This window comes from Pseudomonas sp. R3-41 (assembly GCF_054161485.1).
Genome location: NZ_CP096421.1, coordinates 2,277,906 through 2,295,007 on the forward strand (window position 1 = coordinate 2,277,906; position 17,102 = coordinate 2,295,007).

Genomic DNA, 17,102 nt, shown 5'->3' on the forward strand with positions numbered 1-17,102 from the left:
CGTGCCATTTACCTGGGTTGACTGGGCGATCGTTGCGATCGTCGCCATCTCCGCATTGATCAGTCTGAGCCGCGGCTTCGTCAAGGAAGCCCTCTCGCTGTTGACCTGGATCATCGCGGGAGTCGTCGCCTGGATGTTTGGTGGTTCGCTGTCCCAGTACCTCGCCGGATACATCGAAACTCCCTCGGCCCGCGTGATCGCGGGCTGTGCCATCTTGTTTATCGCCACCTTGCTGGTGGGCGCAATGATCAATTATCTGATCGGCGAACTGATTCGCGTCACCGGGCTTTCCGGGACGGACCGGTTCCTGGGCATGGCCTTCGGCGCGGCGCGTGGCGCGTTGCTGGTGGTCGTGGCCGTCGGGCTCTTGAGCCTGGGGCCGGTACAGCAGGATACGTGGTGGCAGGAGTCCCGGCTCGTGCCACAATTTCTATTGGTCGCAGACTGGTCCAAAAACCTGATCCTGGGTTGGAGCAGTCAGTGGCTTGCCAGCGGTATCAGCGTACCCGCTGAAATACCGTTCAAGGAACACCTCTTGCCGACGGCCAAAACGCCGCAGTAAGTGTGTTCAGTTCAGATCCATTAAGTAGGGGTTGCGTCGCATGTGTGGCATCGTCGGTATCGTCGGTAAGTCGAACGTCAATCAGGCGCTGTATGACGCGCTAACCGTGCTCCAGCACCGCGGCCAGGACGCTGCCGGTATCGTGACCAGCCATGACGGCCGGTTATTCCTGCGCAAGGACAACGGCCTGGTGCGTGACGTGTTCCACCAGCGTCACATGCAGCGCCTGGTCGGCCACATGGGTATCGGCCACGTGCGCTATCCGACCGCGGGCAGCTCGACGTCGGCTGAAGCCCAGCCGTTTTACGTCAACTCGCCTTACGGCATCACCCTGGCGCACAACGGCAACCTGACCAACGTCGAGCAGCTGGCCAAGGAGATCTACGAGTCTGACTTGCGCCACGTCAACACCAGTTCCGACTCGGAAGTGATGCTCAACGTGTTCGCCCATGAGCTGGCCCAGCGCGGCAAGCTGCAGCCGACCGAAGAAGACGTGTTCGCCGCCGTGACCGACGTGCACAACCGTTGCGTGGGCGGCTACGCAGTCGTGGCGATGATCACCGGCTACGGCATCGTCGGTTTCCGCGATCCCCACGGCATCCGTCCGATCGTGTTCGGCCAGCGTCACACCGACGAAGGCGTCGAGTACATGATCGCCTCGGAAAGCGTGTCCCTGGACGTGCTGGGTTTCACCCTGATCCGCGACCTGGCCCCGGGCGAAGCGGTCTACATCACTGAAGATGGCAAGCTGCACACCCGTCAGTGCGCGACCAACCCGTCCCTGACCCCGTGCATCTTCGAACACGTCTACCTGGCGCGTCCGGACTCGATCATCGACGGCATCTCGGTCTACAAGGCGCGCCTGCGCATGGGCGAGAAGCTGGCCGACAAGATCCTGCGCGAGCGTCCGGAACACGACATCGACGTGGTCATCCCGATCCCGGACACCAGCCGCACCGCGGCCCTGGAGCTGGCGAACCACCTGGGCGTCAAGTTCCGCGAAGGCTTCGTGAAGAACCGCTATATCGGCCGGACCTTCATCATGCCGGGCCAGGCCGCACGGAAAAAATCCGTACGCCAGAAACTCAACGCCATCGAACTGGAATTCCGCGGCAAGAACGTGATGCTGGTGGATGACTCCATTGTCCGTGGCACCACCTGCAAGCAGATCATCCAGATGGCCCGTGAAGCCGGCGCCAAGAACGTGTATTTCTGCTCCGCGGCCCCGGCCGTGCGCTACCCGAACGTCTACGGCATCGACATGCCGAGTGCCCACGAGCTGATCGCGCATAACCGCACGACCCAGGACGTGGCCGACCTGATCGGCGCCGATTGGTTGATCTACCAGGACCTGCCGGACCTGATCGAAGCAGTGGGCGGCGGCAAGATCAAGATCGAGCAGTTCGATTGCGCGGTATTCGACGGCAAGTACGTCACCGGCGACATCGACGAGGTCTACCTGAACAGGATCGAGAACGCGCGTAACGATGCGTCCAAGGCCAAGACCCAGGCGGTCAGTGCGATCATTGATCTGTACAACAACTGAGTCACCAACCGGCCCCAAGGGGCCGGTTTGCGTTTAACCGATTACAGGAGTGGCAGCATGAGTCAGGATTGGGATGCCGGTCGGCTGGACAGCGACCTTGAAGGCGTAGCGTTCGATACCCTGGCGGTTCGCGCGGGTCAGCACCGTACACCGGAAGCCGAACATGGCGATCCGATGTTCTTCACCTCCAGCTACGTGTTCCGCACCGCCGCCGACGCCGCGGCGCGGTTTGCCGGCGAAGTGCCGGGCAACGTCTACTCGCGCTACACCAACCCGACCGTGCGTGCGTTCGAAGAACGCATCGCCGCGTTGGAAGGCGCCGAGCAAGCCGTGGCGACCGCCACCGGCATGGCCGCGATCATGGCCGTGGTGATGAGCCTGTGCAGTGCCGGCGATCATGTGCTGGTATCGCGCAGCGTCTTCGGTTCGACCATCAGCCTGTTCGAAAAGTACTTCAAGCGTTTCGGTGTGGAAGTCGACTACGTGCCCCTGGCGGACCTGTCCGCTTGGGATGCTGCCATCAAGGCCAATACCAAGCTGCTTTTCGTCGAGTCGCCTTCCAACCCCCTGGCCGAATTGGTGGACATCGCCGCGCTGGCGCAAATCGCCCACGCCAAGGGCGCCATGTTGGTGGTCGATAACTGCTTCTGCACCCCGGCGCTGCAGCAACCGCTGAAGCTGGGCGCGGACGTGGTGGTGCATTCGGCAACCAAGTTCATCGACGGCCAGGGCCGTTGCATGGGTGGCGTGGTGGCCGGTCGTGGCGAGCAGATGAAAGAAGTGGTGGGTTTCCTGCGCACCGCTGGGCCGACCCTCAGCCCGTTTAACGCCTGGATTTTCCTCAAGGGCCTGGAAACCCTCGGCCTGCGCATGAAAGCCCATTGCGCCAACGCCCAGGCCCTGGCCGAGTGGCTGGAGCAGCAGGACGGCATCGAGAAAGTGCACTACGCCGGCCTCAAGAGCCATCCGCAACATGACCTGGCCCTGCGTCAGCAACGCGGTTTCGGCGCGGTGGTGAGCTTCGAGGTCAAGGGCGGCAAGGAGGGCGCCTGGCGCTTCATCGACGCGACCCGGTTGATCTCCATCACCGCCAACCTGGGCGACAGCAAGACCACGATTACCCACCCGAGCACTACGTCCCACGGTCGCCTGTCGCCCCAGGAACGTGAGTCGGCGGGTATTCGTGACAGCCTGATCCGCGTGGCGGTCGGCCTGGAAGATGTGGCGGACCTGCAAGTCGACCTGGCCCGCGGGTTGGCGGCCTTGTGATCGAGCTGGCTACGCCGCCGAGCGGCACTCATGGCCGGGTTGCACTGGTTACGGGCGCCGCACGGGGCATTGGCCTGGGCATTGCCGCCTGGCTTATTTGTGAAGGCTGGCAGGTGGTGCTGACGGATCTGGATCGCGAGCGCGGGTCCAAGGTGGCGAAGAGCCTGGGTGAGAATGCCTGGTTCATCGCCATGGACGTGGCGGATGAGGGGCAGGTTGCCACCGGTATCGCCGAGGTGCTTGGACAGTTCGGACGGCTGGACGCGCTGGTGTGTAACGCGGCCATCGCCGATCCGCACAACATTACCTTGGAAAGCCTGGACCTGGCTTATTGGAATCGGGTCCTGGCGGTGAACCTGGGTGGGCCGATGCTGCTGGCCAAGCACTGCGCGCCGTATTTGCGCGCCCACAACGGCGCCATCGTCAACCTGGCCTCGACCCGCGCTGCGCAGTCAGAACCGGACACAGAAGCCTATGCGGCGAGCAAGGGCGGCCTGTTGGCCCTGACTCATGCCCTGGCGATCAGCCTTGGGCCGGAGATCCGGGTCAACGCTGTCAGCCCCGGCTGGATCGATGCACGGGATCCGTCCCAACGTCGCGCGCAACCCCTGACCGACGCCGATCACGCCCAGCATCCTGCCGGCAGGGTCGGTACGGTAGAGGACGTAGCGGCGATGGTGGCGTGGCTGTTGTCGCGCAATGCCGGTTTTGTCACGGGGCAGGAGTTCGTGGTGGACGGTGGCATGACCAAGAAAATGATTTATGAGTGAGGGGCAGCTGCAAGCGGCAAGTTTTAAGCTGCAAGCAGCGTGGTGCGGGTCCGGTGCTTTTACTTGTAGCTTGGCGCTTGCCGCTTGAAACTGTTTTTGAAAAAAATCCAACGCTGCTATTGACTTAGCTTCGGTACCTGCGTAAATTTCGCGGCCTCAACGAAGCAAAGGGTGATTAGCTCAGCTGGGAGAGCGTCTGCCTTACAAGCAGAATGTCGGCGGTTCGATCCCGTCATCACCCACCATGTTTTACGAGAGTTTTGCGAAAGCAAGACGGAAGCTGTCAAAAGCCTCCACCGACGCGCAGCGGTAGTTCAGTCGGTTAGAATACCGGCCTGTCACGCCGGGGGTCGCGGGTTCGAGTCCCGTCCGCTGCGCCATATTTTCCGAAGCAGGTTCGCCTGGTTCGAGATCCAGACCCAAGGGTTTTGATCAGACGAGTTAACTGGACGCAAGTCCATAGCGATACGCAGCGGTAGTTCAGTCGGTTAGAATACCGGCCTGTCACGCCGGGGGTCGCGGGTTCGAGTCCCGTCCGCTGCGCCATATCTGCTTCGAGGCCCACTGAACGCCTTGAAGCTAGGAAGAAAGCTGCAAAGCTCCTTTTAGTCGATAGCAAAGACCCTGGTCGAAAGACCGGGGTTTTTTGTTTTCGGGATTTGAAAGATTGGAACAAACCCCGTGGCGAGGGAGCTTGCTCCCGCTGGGCTGCGTAGCAGCCCTTGTTGTAGGTGGCCTCAGAACCCCAATTTATCCCGCAACCCGTAATACCAAGCCCCCAACGCCGCAAACGGCGTACGCAACAACTGACCGCCGGGGAAGGGGTAGTGGGGCAGGTCCGCAAACGCATCAAAACGCTCAGCCTGCCCACGCAGCGCCTCGGCCAGGACCTTGCCCGCCAAGTGCGTATACGTCACGCCGTGACCGCTGCAGCCCTGGGAATAATAAATGTTATCCCCCAGCCGCCCGACCTGCGGAAGACGCGACAGCGTCAGCAGGAAATTGCCGGTCCAGGCGTAATCGATCTTCACGTCCTTGAGCTGCGGGAACGCCTTGAGCATCTTCGGCCGAATGATCGCCTCAATGTTCGCCGGATCCCTCGCGCCATATACCACGCCACCACCGAAGATCAGACGCTTGTCGCCTGTCAGACGGTAGTAGTCGAGCAAGTAGTTGCAGTCTTCAACGCAATAATCCTGTGGTAACAGGCTACGAGCCAGCTCATCGCCCAACGGCTCGGTGGCGATCACCTGGGTACCACAAGGCATCGACTTGGCCGCCAACTCCGGCACCAGGTTGCCCAAGTAAGCGTTACCGGCCACGATAATGAACTTGGCCCTCACCTTGCCCTGCGGCGTATGCACAACCGGGCTGGCGCCACGCTCGATGCGCACCGCGGGCGATTGCTCATAAATCACCCCGCCCAGCGACTCCACCGCCGCCGCTTCGCCCAGCGCCAGGTTGAGCGGATGAATATGCCCGCCGCTCATATCGAGCATGCCGCCCACATACTCGTCGCAAGCCACCACCTCGCGAATGCGCCGCTGGTCCAGCAGTTCCAGCTGGGTATGACCGAAACGCTCCCATAAACGTTTCTGCGACTCCAGGTGGCCCATCTGTTTAGCGGTCAGGGCGGCGAATACACCGCCGTCCTTCAGATCACACTGAATCTGATACTTCGCCACCCGCTCGCGAATGATCCGTCCACCCTCGAACGCCATGTTGCCCAGCAACTGCGCCTGCTGAGGACCGACGCTGCGCTCGATCACATCAATGTCGCGGCTATAACTGTTAACGATCTGCCCGCCGTTGCGACCCGAAGCGCCAAAGCCGACCTTGGCGGCCTCAAGCACGGTGACCTTGAAACCGTTCTCCAGCAAAAACAGCGCAGAAGACAACCCCGTATACCCCGCACCGATCACGCACACATCGGTTTCGACATCGTCCTGCAGGGCAGGGCGCGACGGCGCCGGGTTGGCCGATGCGGCGTAATAGGACGCTGGGTAGGATGTGTTCGTCATTCTGGAACCTCTGTTTTATATTTTTTACGAATGCGACGATCCTACCCGAGATAAAAATCGGCCGCCAGCCACCCCCGATTCTTCGTTGCGGCAGGGAAATTAAATATTTTGCATATTCATAGGGTTAGGTGAAAAAAAGGTGTTGACACCCCTCCGGAATTCCGTAGAATGCCGCCTCACAGCAGGCACGTAGCTCAGTTGGTTAGAGCACCACCTTGACATGGTGGGGGTCGTTGGTTCGAGTCCAATCGCGCCTACCAAACAAAATCCGCTCTGCTGGGCGGTCTAGAAGGGCTCACCGAAAGGTGGGCCCTTTTTGCGTCTGGGGGTTTTTAACGCTGCGACGTAGGAGGTTTCTGAAAATGTCTTCAAGGGCACTAATCTGACCCCAAGCCCCTCGCCGGAGGTTTTTTATCGCGTTACGCTCTGAGCGTTTTCAGGAAAGAGGTTTGGTAAGGCGATGGATAGGCGTATCGGTGGCGTTAATGTGCAGTTTCTTATGAAACGTGTTGTTGCCGATCTGAGCAAGCTCGATACAGACATGAGTCAATGCACCAAGATTTTATGCGAGGAAAGCGTTCCCGAACGTTATCTGGAAGGCCACCCTTTTGGCCTGGTCGCAGATAACCTGAGGTTCGCAGAGAAGAAGCTCCGTGAAGTTGGCGCTCCGCTTGGGCGCGAAAAAGAGCTCAATACGCTGCTTCGAGCTGTAGCTAAGGCACGCTCGGTCGCGGCGATGAATGATTCCCTTATACGCCAACGCACCATCGTTCCGAATATCATCGAGAGCGATATCGACTTGGAAGGGCTGAAAACCCTGACGACACGCAACACTCAGCGTCTGATCGATCAAGTCGGATAGTGGTTATTCGAGTCGAAATCCATCCTGAATTGCGGGCTGATATCGAGTTGGCACTCGCAGCCCATCCTTTTGCACTAGACCAGATAATCAAGGATTTTACCGTTTGAGGGAAAACGGGGGCCGACCACGATTGTGATACGGTCCGATTACCAGCTCAAACGTGGTCTGTCCTCGATTTTCCGTCGGCAAAGCCAAACCAGGCAGCCGTGAATGCGACGTAGACGAACATGAACATCAGCGCCTCAAACCGGCGCATCGCTGATAAGCGATTAGGGGGGGGCACGTTCTCCAGGCCGAACGAGAGGGCTACCTTCATCTCGTAGTGGCGAATTAATGGTGCTAAATTCTGCGCATCCGTCAAAGGAAACCATCACAGGAAGTGGACTATGAAAATCATCACCCTTGTACTGGCCGCAGTTCTCGCAGTCGCCTCTGTTTCTGCAATCGCTCACGGTGGCCGCACGGACAGCCAGGGCTGTCATAACGACAAGAAAGCTGGAACACGTCACTGTCACTGATCGCCTTAGAACTCTTGACCCAGGCACGGTTAACCGGGCCGAATCAGGAGGCTGCGTCTCGGCCTTCAAGAGGATCGCCCCTTTCAAGCGGTCTAGCGCAGATCTGACGTTGCGGTCGACCATAAACTAGGGGATGGAGATAGGCGAAGGCGGGAATGACTGCGCGGGTGAGGCTGAGTACGTCAACAACATCAAGGAGTGGTAATGCACAAAGACACCTGGCTAGACGACTGTCGCCAGTGGTGCCAGCGGATAAAATTTCTATCGGAAGATGTGGAGTGGTCCGAAAAGCCCTCCCACAGCGGATGGCTTGAAGCTACCAGCATGCTGCTGGATGATCGTCGCGTTACCATTCCGCATCTATACTTCAAGGGCGAGTTTCAGCCTGGGAGGATGGGCGAGCGGGTTAGTTATGGGCTTATGTACCGGGAGGGCAAGGAAAAGCGCCGCGTTTTCATGCTTGAGGTTTGGCCAGAGCATGAGCGATCCCATAGAGAAAAAGGAATGGACATGTTCGGGCCTCACCTTCATCTTGGTGACGAGCGTTTGGCTCAAGTGACGAAAAAGGTCCGGTCGTCTATCAGTGGTGCCACCGAGCGCCGGTGGGTTGAGCGATTCGTGCGCCACGCTAGAATTGTAAGCAGCAGTGGTCGTTCAATATCGACTCCTTTCGAGGACGATCTATTTGGGTGAGGGTATGTGCAGCATTGGATGCGGAGATTTTTTCTCAAAATCGGGATGGCATTGCCAGACCGTTAATGTAGGTAGCGGACCGGCTACCTACATAAGCACGCCTATAACCTTGCCAGGGGGAAAGCCTCTCGATTTCTACCTGATTAAGCGTGGAAACCATATTGAATTTACCGATGACGGAATAACAATTTTCGCGCTTCGCTCGCTTGGCTACGCTCTCGGCGACAAGAGAAACTGGAAAGGTCTCGAGAATCTTGGCGTCCGCCACGGTTTTGAATTGACCAGCGCAGGCGCCTTTGAATGCGTTTTTCCCGAAGATGATCTCGATATTTGGGGAGCGAAGATTCTTCGGCTTATGGCTGCGATTGCTACCTGGGAGGAAGACAGGTTTTTTGAAGGAGATACTGACTTCTCGTTGACTGAGGAAGTTGAAATGCTGCTTCGGGCCAAAGACCCGGAAAGGAAGCTGCTCAGAAATGCTGCTCTCAGGGTAGGCAAGGTTGATGTCACCTTCGACTTCTTGTGGGGAGATACATACGTTGATGCTGTCGCTCCGGTGCAACAGTCAATCAATGCTCGGCTCAGGAAGGCCGTGATCATCAATAAATCCGAAGAGCCAGTTGATGTATTGTTCATAGTTGATGATCGGGACAAGAAACAAAAAGCCGAGGACGAAATCAATGTTCTTGGCGGACTGTCCCCAACGATATTGTTCAGTGACTTCCAGGCGCATTACAGCTCCGCCGTTCACTGACTCCAGCCCGGCCCTGCGCCGGGCTGCTTGTATCTGCCTACCGATTCCTGGCCGAATCATAGACGCCGCTTCGTTACCGCTTGCCGACAGTCGCACCAGAATGACAATCCGTGCATTCTCAACGCGGTACACGAGTCGGTAGCCGGCTCCGCGCAATTTGATCTTGTAGAAATCCTTCTTCCCGTGAAGCGCATCTCCTGGCACTCGTGGCCCGGCCTGCCGTTCTTGGAGCTTTCGCAAGAACTGGAGGCGGATGGTGCCGTCGAGTTTGCGCAGTTCCTTCAGCGCTTTCGGATCCCACTCGACTCCGTACTCAACGGCCATTGGCGATATCTGCCTCGGCCTCGCTGATGAGATCGTCGAGAGATGCTTGAACGGGTGTTTCGTTGGCGTCGAGCCGTGCCTTGACCAAGTGAACCAGTTCCAGTTCGTCCAAGCGCTCAACCATCGCCTCGTACACGTTGGCAGGGACCATGTAACCCATAACGCGGTTGTGATTCAGCACGGCCACGGGCAAGCCGTTGGCGCCGCTCAGGACCGCAGAGGGATTCTTCTTGAGTTCGGATACGCTGACGGCCACATCGGCCAGGATATTCTGCATAGATAAGACTCCGATTTAGGTCGTTATTCTGGTCTTTTGGTGCTGTGTAGGCAAGCGTTCAGCGTTCCAATCCCTCGTTCTAAGGTTGGATGGAGCTTGACTGCGCCGGACGTTTTTGTTGCGGGAGAAAGGAGGGCGGGAAAAGGGAAAAGGAGAGGGTTTTTTTGCCGCTGTGGCTTATGAAGGCTCAAACGAGCGCCGCGAGAGGCATTGACGCAAATTCCTACACAAACCTCGGAAACCAGCGCATTGCAGCATCTGGAATGGCGACTTATTGTCTCCCTGTCGCCCAGATGGCGATTCGGGTTTGGCGACTCGATTGAATGAAGCGCAGAAGCTCCTGCTCCTTATCAATTGAAGAGGTACTGCTCATGACCCGATACATGCCCATCACCGGCATCGACTGCATCCCCGCAACCCTGCTCATCGACACCGAAGCGCCTCTAGACGTCCTTTTCGAAACCGCCGATTACCGCATCCGCACGGTGACCCAAGTCTTGGAAAATATCGCGTTTCGCTCGGACATCAGCTCAGACACCGTGGTGCTCACTGATTTTTGTAAATTGCTGACCACATCGTTACGCGATGGTTGTGATGTCATGGATGTGATCGGAAGACGATTGCGGGCGCAGGTGGCGGAATAATGAAAACGGGCGACTAATCAGTCGCCCGTTTTCATAAAGCTTGGGAAAAAATTCAAGAGGGCCAGGGAATGTGTCCCGATTGACTGCTGGGCATGGGTCAAGAAGAGGACAAGCCAAAGAACAAGAAGGAACCCACTCTCAGGCTGGTGAATGATTACCCGCATGCCCAGGCTGCGCATGAAGATCAATGCCTAGCGCATGAATGACCTTGAGTACGGTATCGAATCTCGGCTTTGATCCAGGTGCGAACGCCTTCTACAAGCTTTCTCGGCCCCTGCCAGAGTCTTTAGCGATCTGCGCCATGCCTTGGGCCTTGGCGACATAACCGATCGCTCGGAGAAACTCCTCGCTATCACCATCAGCCAGCACTTGAGAAAGGTACTCACTGATTGCTTCGTCGCTATCGAGCAGTGCCACCATGTCAAATGTCGTCAAGTGTTGGCTCATGTTCAAATCTCCTTTGCCAATTTCTTAGCTCAAAACCCTGGTCTGTTCCTAGTCTTTCGCCATCCCTTTTTAGGGCGGCTTCGCCACCCAGCGGGAGCAAGCTCCCTCGCCACGGGGTTTGTGGTGTCGCGCCTCAGGCAGCCAAAGGCCAACCAATACGCGCTGCACGGCGCAGGCTCGCCTTAACAACCAAGCGATGAAATGGCGCAATTACGAAGATGTAGGCCCGGCCCAGTCGGTTGTGGCACTGCACCACGGTTGAAAAAACCAATTGGCGACTGCCTTCCTGCTCTACCTCTCCAGAACACAGGATCGATATGCGGAAGTCGAGGTGCTTGTCGTCCTCTCCCAACACGATTTCAGTCTGGTCGGTGCTGTAGACCTTGAAGATTTGAATCCGATGAGCAAGTGTTGCCAAATGCCTGGCTGTCTTGAGCCCAAAACAGGCAACGACAGTGTCTCGGACTTTCATGAGCCATCCGATCCAGGATGGCTGGTGGGAAAGGATGAATCGAGCGAGCACCTCTGGATCGCTGGATGTGCCCGCAGGGAGTCGAATCGCAAAAGCGTCCGCCAGGTTCGTCGACTTGTAAAGGTGGGTGACGCCGGACCTCGAGGGGACCGGCACAGACATAATGAGCTCAAATTCTCGGGGCATCGGGGATCTCTTCCTGAGTACTAACTACCAATTAGATGACATGCCTTGTCGCGTTTCTTGTTGGGAGGCGGCCACTTCTCCTTGTCGGATACTGAGCCCGATCAGCGCATCATACAGCGCCTGCTGCCCAGCGGGCAGGACAGGGAGCAGCGTCGCACGGCGCTTGTCGGCATCGAACCAGGATTCAACCAACCATCCCACCAGATAGAGCGCCGAAAGGCATCCGCCAGCGGTTGCGACGTTGCCCTGGCATACAAGGGGTTGATCCACGGGCTCGAGTCCCAGGGCTTGCAAGCCCGATCGTGCATCCGGGTGTGTCGTTGCTCGGCCGCTGAGCAGCCCAAGCCGTTGGAGAATGAAAGCGCCGGCGCAGATGGAGCCGATTCGCTGGCGTCTGGGGTCAAGTTCAAACGACGGCAGGAAATCCGGGGAGGCCAGTGCGGCGGGTATTCCTTCCTTGCCGCTGGCGAACAATACCGCGTCGGCACTATTGGCCTCGGAAAGCGGACCGTGCACCGAAACAGGCAGGCCATGCGCCGATCGTACGACAGGGCTGGAACCCAATATTCGGACGTGCCAGTCCTCGGTGTTGCGGCCTAAGATGTCCCACATCAGGAATAGGTCGATATCGGTGAATTGGTCGAAAGCAACCAGGACGATTTTCTTCAAGGCGAGCTCCATGAAAAGTGCTGGCGTGCAAAACGCAACGGCCATCTTTGCTGGTGTTCGCAGGGTATCGATCGGTTGCGCGCCATACACAGCCTGTATGGCGATAAATTAGGAGCGAAATAACGGATGGAAAAACTAACGCGTCACCATTGGATCGCGGCTGGTTTCGAGGCCCTCGACCAGACAGGGCATATTGGCGTGTCAGCCGAGAGTCTATCGCGCCGATTGAATGTGACCCGCGGATCGTTCTATCACCATTTCCGCAATCGCGAAGACTTTGTCCGCACCTTGCTGGCCGCTTGGGAAGAAGACTACACGGAGCGCATGCTCGCTTTTGCGGCGCAAGGTCGTAGCGCGGGCGAAATCTTGAAACGCTACTTGAGTATCGCTGCTGAGAAACAACCTGGGCGAGAAGTTTCCATCCGGGCCTGGTCGCTGCACGATCCGTTGGTAGGCGAGGTTCAGCAGCGTGTTGACGCACGACGATTGGACTTCGCGATACGGACGTGTCGTCGCTTGGCCCATCGGCCAGGCGAAGCAGAAGTGATGGGGCAGGTGGCCCACCTGTGCTTGATTGGGGGGCAGCAGGCGGGGCTGCGGCGTGATGCCGCTCGCTTCAACCGTTTCGTGCATCGAGCCTTTTCGCTTTTCGAAGGGGTTCTTCCACCGTGGCGGTCCAGGTCGTGAGAAGAAATGAGCAGGGGAGTGCCTGACCTGATAGCGTTGTGGGAAAAGGCCATGAATGAGCTGCGAATGGGCAAGCCATGTGTTTCGATGTCTATTCGGGATGAGGACCGATAATGCCGTACAACTACACGAACGGCCGCTACCTGGTCTTCAAAGGCAATGGCAGCGATGGGGCGCCCTTGGGCCGGCTTCATCAGGACGGAATAGTTCGAAATCTTCAGGGTGAGCCGCTGTATTACGTAAACACGGACGAACATGCGTTCAGTTCGGTGGATTTTATCTTTCAAGGCGGTATACAAAAATGTAGGGGCACGTTTTATGTGCTCGGCGACAAAGTTCTGTTCACATTTTCCGAGATGACGGTTAAGCCACAGGGAAACGAGACCGAGGAGGAGGCGCTTCACAGGGAATTCAAAAAAAGGGCGTTAAGTTTGGCAGGGCAGATCGTCCAGGCGAAAAATGAGATGGTGCAGGCACGCCTGGATATGGCCTGGTCCAATTTAAATCTTTTCCGCCGTTTTCGTGCTTTCTTGACGAGCCGAGCCCGTAGGGAGCGAACATCACCAGGGTGGCGTTACAGCGGGCTCGACAGTGATCATGAGCTCAAATCGAATGTCTCTTCATCGTCACTTGCGACAATGGTTTTGTGCGCTGCGGACGCCAGGAAAACGCGGGCAGACCGCGATTATGAGGCGGTCCGATTACACGTGAACTCAAATCGCGGTCTGTCCTCAGCCTTCTGGTGTCCGCCGTTTGAGGTGGGTTCTATAGCTGCACTTGCAGGAAGTCCTCGTCGTAACTCGCGCTGGGAAAACATCCAGTCAATCTATACGCCGCGTTTTGCCCGGACACTCGTCAAATTGATTGGGAATTAAATGAAACAGGTAGTGTTGGCACTTTCGCTGGTCACATTGGCAGCCTGTATGCCTTATCAATCAGTGAGCTCGCCAGATCCAAATTGGATGCGTCTGGGTGGATATGAACCTGAAGGCTATCCGAGGACGTTTGTCGAGAACCTAAGCGGCGATTGCTCTTTGGTTACCGAGTCATGGTCTGACAGTAGAATCAACGGTCGTATTCTGTGGAAGAAGCGGCAGTCTCGAGAGCCTGTTGCCTGTCCATAGGCGCCTGTGTAAGGGCTGACTTCGCGTCGAAAAAAGGGGACAACCCACGATTTTGAGACCGACAGATTAATGTACGCAATATCGAGGGCTGTCCCAGTTGCTCTGACTCCCGCCCTTGGCTCGTAGCAGCGAAGCAATGGTGCTAAATTCTGCGCGTCCAGCGTGTGGGCCCATCTGGCTCGGCGAGGATATTTAACGCCTCTCTCAACCGATTTTGTGGATATGGAAATTCAATGAACACACCTAAGCTTTCGATTGCGCTGTCCTGTGCTGTTGCAGTTTTGATGTTGAGCGGGTGCGCTGCCTCTGTAAAAAGCGGCGGAACTGAAACGCTCGTCATTCAGGAGTCAGCCAAGCAGAACCTGGTCGTAAACTTTGAGGGAAATAGCAAGGTTCAACAAAACGAGGACTGGCCTCGCTTGAAGCGGGAGTGGAATGACGCTCTGCAAGTCGAAGCAACTCGCGCCGGCTACAGGCTTACAGAGGCTCAGGCATCAAGCCAAGAGGGTAAGGAGGGTGTCGGTATCAAGATCAACGTGACCAATTTCCGTTACCTGACCCCAGGCGCTCGTTACGGAGCAGGGGTCATGGTGGGGAATGCGTGGGTCAATTCCAGTGCCGATTACTCGGACCTGAAATCAGGCCGCCTGATTGGAACTCGCACCTATGACACCTCCTCGTCGGCTTGGGAAGGCGTTATGTCGGCCATGACCCAAGAGCAGGTTCAGGCTATTTCTCAGAAAATCATAAGTGACATCAAGAGCGCAAAAGCCAAGTAATGCGATCTTGGGTTTGCCAGTGTTGGTTAACCGGGGCATCGGCGGTGAAAGGTGCGGAGCTCCAGCCTAGCGTCCTGCCGTGCGATGTATTCGTGTCGAAGCTGATGAAACAACGCGCCCAAGGACGATTAATCAATGCCAAAGAAACTTCAGGAAAGCAAAGCAGCGACGGCTGCTGACATTGAACGCTCCATCCAGGCACTGAACAAAATGGCAGAGCGCCTCTGGGGCGACGGTCGGGAGGCTGAGGCGAAAGCCTTGCTCGATGCCCTAGATGCTTTAAACAGGGCGCTCGACAGGATCAGGATTGGGGAGAGCCGCAGGGTTCTTCATTGAGCATCAGAGTGTTTACGAGATGCCCGCTCATCAACGGTCATCGCGATTGCGCAGCAGCCACTCATCGACGGCGTCCCCGAGCGTTTTCGGGACGCCATCACGTATCCAGGCCATGAAGTCCCGGTCAAATTTAAAGTTGTCGCCGCAGTGCTCCACCATGAATCGGCGGACGTTCTGTGTGTTTCGGTAGTGCTTGCAAACTGGCGTATCTCTTGTGAGCTGGTCACTGTGCCAATTAAAACTCATGGGACGGGCTCCGTACTGGATGGTCAGACCTATAAATCCATGACACCGGCTGCTTGGCGTCTAGCAAGCGGTATCCACACGTCCACGTAGCCCTTCCCTCGGGAGGGTTCGAAATCCGCGCTGTACTGCTCGAACTCAGGCGCGTCGGCTGTCTCATATTCAGACTCAGGCAACCAGTGATTGAAAATGGTGAAGAACGTCTGATGGATCGTCGAGATATGGCCTTGGTGTCGAAACACGCCATAGTTTTGCTGCGGCACCCTGAAATAGCGAAAAGCCGGAGGAAGACCATCGACGCAGGACACTTCTGTGCCGGCAATGTATTCAAAACTACCGTCCAGTCCAGGGTTACAGCACAGGCCATAGCTCCAGTTGTTGACCTGATCGGGTACCTGTCCCAGGTAGTGGGAGAAAGCTTGCCACAAACCGACGATGCCTTCGTTCTTATCGAAGGTATAACGATCCCCCAGACCTGCGATGAAAAACGCTGCCCTGGTTTCAAAGCGAGGTTCGGAGAGTGTTATGAGCTTCCTTTCTTTCATACGTAAAGGCTCCACCAGCGAGAGATGTTCATCCTCGTGCCCACGCACTTGCTTCGGCGTGACCCCAAACAGATCGCAGAAGGCGCGCGTAAACGCTTCATGGGAACCGTAGCCGGCATCCAGCGCTACTTGCAGAATGTCCGGCGCACCTCGACGCAAGGCCAGTGCTGCTTGGCTCAACCGCCGAGCACGGATGTACCGCATCACCGACCAGCCCGTCGACAGCGCAAACAAACGGGCCAAGGCAAAGGGAGACAGGTTGCAATGGCGCGCGACACGTCCCAGATCGAGTTGGGATCCCAGCTCCAACTCGATGTACCACAGGGCCCTTTCGATATTCAGCATGACGGTCCTCCATGAATGCTGAAAGCGACGTTATCAAATGCATGGGGAGAACATTTGATCGTTCTTGCGGTTTTTGCTTTCTACTGCCGTATAACTGGCTGCTGCCTATACGGGATTAACTCACTCATTCAAGGACCTGGAATGCTCATCGTCTTCAGCGGCCTTCCCGGCACCGGGAAAACGACTATCGCCCATGATCTCGCCGCTACGACAGGCGCCGTGTACCTGCGGATCGATACGATTGAACAGGCGATTCGAAACTCGGGGGCGCTTGCGCAAGATGTGGGGCGCAGTGGTTACATGGTTGCCAACGAGCTGGCCCTGAGTAATCTTCGTTTGGGCCGCACGGTTGTCGTTGATTGTGTCAATCCGGTCCTCGACAGCCGAACCGCGTGGAGCGAAGTTGCCTCACGGGCGGGTAGTCGGTTGGTAAATATTCAAGTGATTTGCTCCGATAAAACTGAACATCAGCGCCGGGTAGAAACGAGGAAAGGTGACATCCCCGGGCTGACGCCACCTACCTGGCAATCTGTACTGGATCATGAATTTGAGCCATGGGACGAAGCTCCGTTTTGCATAGACACAGCCATGGCCTCTGCGGCGCAAGCGGTCTCGATGATCATCAAGCGATTTCTGTCCAGGGAGTAGGATTGGGACCGGTAGAAGGTTGGCTTCGAAATGAATTGACCGGCGGTCCGACCGTTTGGAATTACCGCCGCCCGGGGAACTCCATTCATCGAGGAATATGTATTCCTCAATGGCGGTGAACACCGCCCGAGGCAAATGGAATGACGTCGTTCGAAGAATTCAGGGCCACATCCCATGAGCTTCTCAAAGAGCTGGATGCCGCGACGATTAAGATGATGATGTTGGTTTCTGCGAAAGAGGTATCCGGTCCTTTTTGGGAAGATGCCGCCCAACGGCATCATGACGCTGTAGATGCCTGGCATTCCTTTCTCAATATCCCTACGGATTTCGCGGCGAGTCCGCCTCTTCCCTGAGGGCGAGGAAAGGAGGGGCGCGAGTCGC

The 17,102-nt window shown here is 57.0% G+C and carries 21 protein-coding genes, 4 tRNA genes and 2 pseudogenes; 19 read left to right on the forward strand and 8 right to left on the reverse strand.

Annotated elements, in window-relative coordinates; translation table 11 throughout:
• The first annotated feature begins 1 nt into the window (after nt 1).
• The 7 genes from M1D99_RS10215 (at nt 2) to M1D99_RS10245 (ending at nt 4,693) form a co-directional block, all read left to right on the forward strand.
• Nucleotides 2-562 (forward strand): CvpA family protein, encoded by a 561-nt coding sequence (locus M1D99_RS10215; RefSeq protein WP_030142022.1) that lies wholly within the window; start codon nt 2-4, stop codon nt 560-562.
• Nucleotides 563-602: 40 nt separating this feature from the next.
• A complete protein-coding gene (purF, locus tag M1D99_RS10220) occupies nt 603-2,108 on the forward strand; it encodes an amidophosphoribosyltransferase (RefSeq protein WP_186707444.1) in 1,506 nt (501 codons plus the stop codon).
• A gap of 57 nt (nt 2,109-2,165) precedes the next feature.
• The gene (locus M1D99_RS10225; RefSeq protein ID WP_186730747.1) at nt 2,166-3,377 is read left to right on the forward strand and encodes an O-succinylhomoserine sulfhydrylase; all 1,212 of its coding nucleotides are present in this window, start codon (nt 2,166-2,168) and stop codon (nt 3,375-3,377) included.
• The gene (locus M1D99_RS10230; RefSeq protein WP_458131729.1) at nt 3,374-4,147 is read left to right on the forward strand and encodes an SDR family oxidoreductase; all 774 of its coding nucleotides are present in this window, start codon (nt 3,374-3,376) and stop codon (nt 4,145-4,147) included. Before M1D99_RS10225 ends, M1D99_RS10230 begins: the two co-directional genes overlap by 4 nt.
• A gap of 169 nt (nt 4,148-4,316) precedes the next feature.
• Nucleotides 4,317-4,392 (forward strand) — tRNA-Val (locus M1D99_RS10235).
• 58 nt (nt 4,393-4,450) lie between these two features.
• A tRNA-Asp gene (locus tag M1D99_RS10240) sits at nt 4,451-4,527 on the forward strand.
• Nucleotides 4,528-4,616: 89 nt separating this feature from the next.
• Nucleotides 4,617-4,693, forward strand: a tRNA-Asp gene (locus M1D99_RS10245).
• Between the two features lie 191 nt (nt 4,694-4,884).
• On the opposite strand, the gene M1D99_RS10250 is transcribed toward M1D99_RS10245, so the two are convergent.
• A complete protein-coding gene (locus M1D99_RS10250) occupies nt 4,885-6,168 on the reverse strand; it encodes an NAD(P)/FAD-dependent oxidoreductase (RefSeq protein ID WP_186707447.1) in 1,284 nt (427 codons plus the stop codon).
• A gap of 183 nt (nt 6,169-6,351) precedes the next feature.
• On the opposite strand from M1D99_RS10250, the gene M1D99_RS10255 reads away from it, so the two are divergent.
• The 5 genes from M1D99_RS10255 to M1D99_RS10275 all read left to right on the forward strand — a co-directional run bounded on the left by M1D99_RS10255 (nt 6,352) and on the right by M1D99_RS10275 (nt 8,995).
• Nucleotides 6,352-6,428 (forward strand) — tRNA-Val (locus M1D99_RS10255).
• Between the two features lie 239 nt (nt 6,429-6,667).
• Entirely contained in the window at nt 6,668-7,030 is a 363-nt protein-coding gene (locus tag M1D99_RS10260; RefSeq protein ID WP_458131730.1) for a hypothetical protein, read from the forward strand.
• A 386-nt stretch (nt 7,031-7,416) separates the two neighbouring features.
• Complete coding sequence (locus M1D99_RS10265; protein WP_208666147.1) at nt 7,417-7,548, forward strand: YHYH domain-containing protein; 132 nt, start codon at nt 7,417-7,419, stop codon at nt 7,546-7,548.
• 204 nt (nt 7,549-7,752) lie between these two features.
• Nucleotides 7,753-8,241 carry a hypothetical protein gene (locus tag M1D99_RS10270; RefSeq protein WP_434575099.1) on the forward strand — a complete coding sequence of 163 codons (489 nt, stop codon included), beginning with the start codon at nt 7,753-7,755 and terminating at the stop codon, nt 8,239-8,241.
• Between the two features lie 4 nt (nt 8,242-8,245).
• Nucleotides 8,246-8,995 carry a DUF1828 domain-containing protein gene (locus tag M1D99_RS10275; protein WP_458132125.1) on the forward strand — a complete coding sequence of 250 codons (750 nt, stop codon included), beginning with the start codon at nt 8,246-8,248 and terminating at the stop codon, nt 8,993-8,995.
• 73 nt (nt 8,996-9,068) lie between these two features.
• Here M1D99_RS10275 and M1D99_RS10280 read toward each other — a convergent pair.
• Nucleotides 9,069-9,319, reverse strand: a pseudogene (locus M1D99_RS10280) (type II toxin-antitoxin system RelE family toxin).
• The gene (locus M1D99_RS10285; RefSeq protein ID WP_458131731.1) at nt 9,309-9,596 is read right to left on the reverse strand and encodes a type II toxin-antitoxin system Phd/YefM family antitoxin; all 288 of its coding nucleotides are present in this window, start codon (nt 9,594-9,596) and stop codon (nt 9,309-9,311) included. The pseudogene M1D99_RS10280 and the gene M1D99_RS10285 overlap by 11 nt, the downstream one beginning before the upstream one ends.
• A 371-nt stretch (nt 9,597-9,967) precedes the next feature.
• On the opposite strand from M1D99_RS10285, the gene M1D99_RS10290 reads away from it, so the two are divergent.
• Nucleotides 9,968-10,240: a hypothetical protein gene (locus tag M1D99_RS10290; protein ID WP_018610855.1), complete on the forward strand. Its 273-nt coding sequence runs from the start codon at nt 9,968-9,970 to the stop codon at nt 10,238-10,240.
• A gap of 138 nt (nt 10,241-10,378) precedes the next feature.
• On the opposite strand, the pseudogene M1D99_RS10295 reads toward M1D99_RS10290, so the two are convergent.
• The 3 genes and pseudogenes from M1D99_RS10295 to M1D99_RS10305 form a co-directional block, all read right to left on the reverse strand.
• Nucleotides 10,379-10,687, reverse strand: a pseudogene (locus tag M1D99_RS10295) (addiction module antidote protein).
• 133 nt (nt 10,688-10,820) lie between these two features.
• Complete coding sequence (locus M1D99_RS10300) at nt 10,821-11,345, reverse strand: DUF2867 domain-containing protein (RefSeq protein WP_186707503.1); 525 nt, start codon at nt 11,343-11,345, stop codon at nt 10,821-10,823.
• A 24-nt stretch (nt 11,346-11,369) separates the two neighbouring features.
• Nucleotides 11,370-12,014 carry a DJ-1/PfpI family protein gene (locus M1D99_RS10305; RefSeq protein WP_434575105.1) on the reverse strand — a complete coding sequence of 215 codons (645 nt, stop codon included), beginning with the start codon at nt 12,012-12,014 and terminating at the stop codon, nt 11,370-11,372.
• Nucleotides 12,015-12,140: 126 nt separating this feature from the next.
• Here M1D99_RS10305 and M1D99_RS10310 point away from each other — a divergent pair, with 126 nt between their 5' ends.
• The 4 genes from M1D99_RS10310 to M1D99_RS10325 all read left to right on the forward strand — a co-directional run bounded on the left by M1D99_RS10310 (nt 12,141) and on the right by M1D99_RS10325 (nt 14,940).
• Nucleotides 12,141-12,701, forward strand: a complete 561-nt coding sequence (locus M1D99_RS10310; RefSeq protein ID WP_186730732.1) for a TetR/AcrR family transcriptional regulator — start codon at nt 12,141-12,143, stop codon at nt 12,699-12,701.
• A gap of 113 nt (nt 12,702-12,814) precedes the next feature.
• Nucleotides 12,815-13,576, forward strand: coding sequence for a hypothetical protein (locus M1D99_RS10315; RefSeq protein WP_434575107.1), 762 nt, complete (start codon nt 12,815-12,817; stop codon nt 13,574-13,576).
• A 482-nt stretch (nt 13,577-14,058) separates the two neighbouring features.
• The gene (locus M1D99_RS10320) at nt 14,059-14,604 is read left to right on the forward strand and encodes a DUF4410 domain-containing protein (protein WP_186707507.1); all 546 of its coding nucleotides are present in this window, start codon (nt 14,059-14,061) and stop codon (nt 14,602-14,604) included.
• A gap of 135 nt (nt 14,605-14,739) precedes the next feature.
• A complete protein-coding gene (locus M1D99_RS10325) occupies nt 14,740-14,940 on the forward strand; it encodes a hypothetical protein (RefSeq protein WP_013693816.1) in 201 nt (66 codons plus the stop codon).
• A 30-nt stretch (nt 14,941-14,970) separates the two neighbouring features.
• Here M1D99_RS10325 and M1D99_RS10330 read toward each other — a convergent pair whose 3' ends face one another.
• Both M1D99_RS10330 and M1D99_RS10335 read right to left on the reverse strand, forming a co-directional pair.
• A complete protein-coding gene (locus M1D99_RS10330) occupies nt 14,971-15,186 on the reverse strand; it encodes a DUF6434 domain-containing protein (RefSeq protein WP_186707508.1) in 216 nt (71 codons plus the stop codon).
• A 29-nt stretch (nt 15,187-15,215) separates the two neighbouring features.
• Complete coding sequence (locus M1D99_RS10335; protein ID WP_434575109.1) at nt 15,216-16,073, reverse strand: AraC family transcriptional regulator; 858 nt, start codon at nt 16,071-16,073, stop codon at nt 15,216-15,218.
• A gap of 141 nt (nt 16,074-16,214) precedes the next feature.
• On the opposite strand from M1D99_RS10335, the gene M1D99_RS10340 reads away from it, so the two are divergent.
• Together M1D99_RS10340 and M1D99_RS10345 are read left to right on the forward strand one after the other, a co-directional pair.
• The gene (locus tag M1D99_RS10340; RefSeq protein WP_434575111.1) at nt 16,215-16,721 is read left to right on the forward strand and encodes an AAA family ATPase; all 507 of its coding nucleotides are present in this window, start codon (nt 16,215-16,217) and stop codon (nt 16,719-16,721) included.
• Nucleotides 16,722-16,861: 140 nt separating this feature from the next.
• Nucleotides 16,862-17,074, forward strand: coding sequence for a hypothetical protein (locus M1D99_RS10345; RefSeq protein WP_053123419.1), 213 nt, complete (start codon nt 16,862-16,864; stop codon nt 17,072-17,074).
• The last annotated feature ends 28 nt before the right edge of the window (nt 17,075-17,102 follow it).

Coding starts and splice junctions, on each gene's coding strand:
- M1D99_RS10345 (WP_053123419.1), top strand. CDS start 16,862: ATGACGTCGTTCGAAGAATTCAGGGCCACATCCCATGAGCTTCTCAAA.
- M1D99_RS10275 (WP_458132125.1), top strand. CDS start 8,246: ATGTGCAGCATTGGATGCGGAGATTTTTTCTCAAAATCGGGATGGCAT.
- purF (WP_186707444.1), top strand. CDS start 603: ATGTGTGGCATCGTCGGTATCGTCGGTAAGTCGAACGTCAATCAGGCG.
- M1D99_RS10330 (WP_186707508.1), bottom strand. CDS start 15,186: ATGAGTTTTAATTGGCACAGTGACCAGCTCACAAGAGATACGCCAGTT.
- M1D99_RS10260 (WP_458131730.1), top strand. CDS start 6,668: ATGAAACGTGTTGTTGCCGATCTGAGCAAGCTCGATACAGACATGAGT.
- M1D99_RS10265 (WP_208666147.1), top strand. CDS start 7,417: ATGAAAATCATCACCCTTGTACTGGCCGCAGTTCTCGCAGTCGCCTCT.
- M1D99_RS10325 (WP_013693816.1), top strand. CDS start 14,740: ATGCCAAAGAAACTTCAGGAAAGCAAAGCAGCGACGGCTGCTGACATT.
- M1D99_RS10285 (WP_458131731.1), bottom strand. CDS start 9,596: ATGCAGAATATCCTGGCCGATGTGGCCGTCAGCGTATCCGAACTCAAG.
- M1D99_RS10250 (WP_186707447.1), bottom strand. CDS start 6,168: ATGACGAACACATCCTACCCAGCGTCCTATTACGCCGCATCGGCCAAC.
- M1D99_RS10335 (WP_434575109.1), bottom strand. CDS start 16,073: ATGCTGAATATCGAAAGGGCCCTGTGGTACATCGAGTTGGAGCTGGGA.
- M1D99_RS10225 (WP_186730747.1), top strand. CDS start 2,166: ATGAGTCAGGATTGGGATGCCGGTCGGCTGGACAGCGACCTTGAAGGC.
- M1D99_RS10310 (WP_186730732.1), top strand. CDS start 12,141: ATGGAAAAACTAACGCGTCACCATTGGATCGCGGCTGGTTTCGAGGCC.
- M1D99_RS10270 (WP_434575099.1), top strand. CDS start 7,753: ATGCACAAAGACACCTGGCTAGACGACTGTCGCCAGTGGTGCCAGCGG.
- M1D99_RS10300 (WP_186707503.1), bottom strand. CDS start 11,345: ATGCCCCGAGAATTTGAGCTCATTATGTCTGTGCCGGTCCCCTCGAGG.
- M1D99_RS10315 (WP_434575107.1), top strand. CDS start 12,815: ATGCCGTACAACTACACGAACGGCCGCTACCTGGTCTTCAAAGGCAAT.
- M1D99_RS10340 (WP_434575111.1), top strand. CDS start 16,215: ATGCTCATCGTCTTCAGCGGCCTTCCCGGCACCGGGAAAACGACTATC.
- M1D99_RS10290 (WP_018610855.1), top strand. CDS start 9,968: ATGACCCGATACATGCCCATCACCGGCATCGACTGCATCCCCGCAACC.
- M1D99_RS10320 (WP_186707507.1), top strand. CDS start 14,059: ATGAACACACCTAAGCTTTCGATTGCGCTGTCCTGTGCTGTTGCAGTT.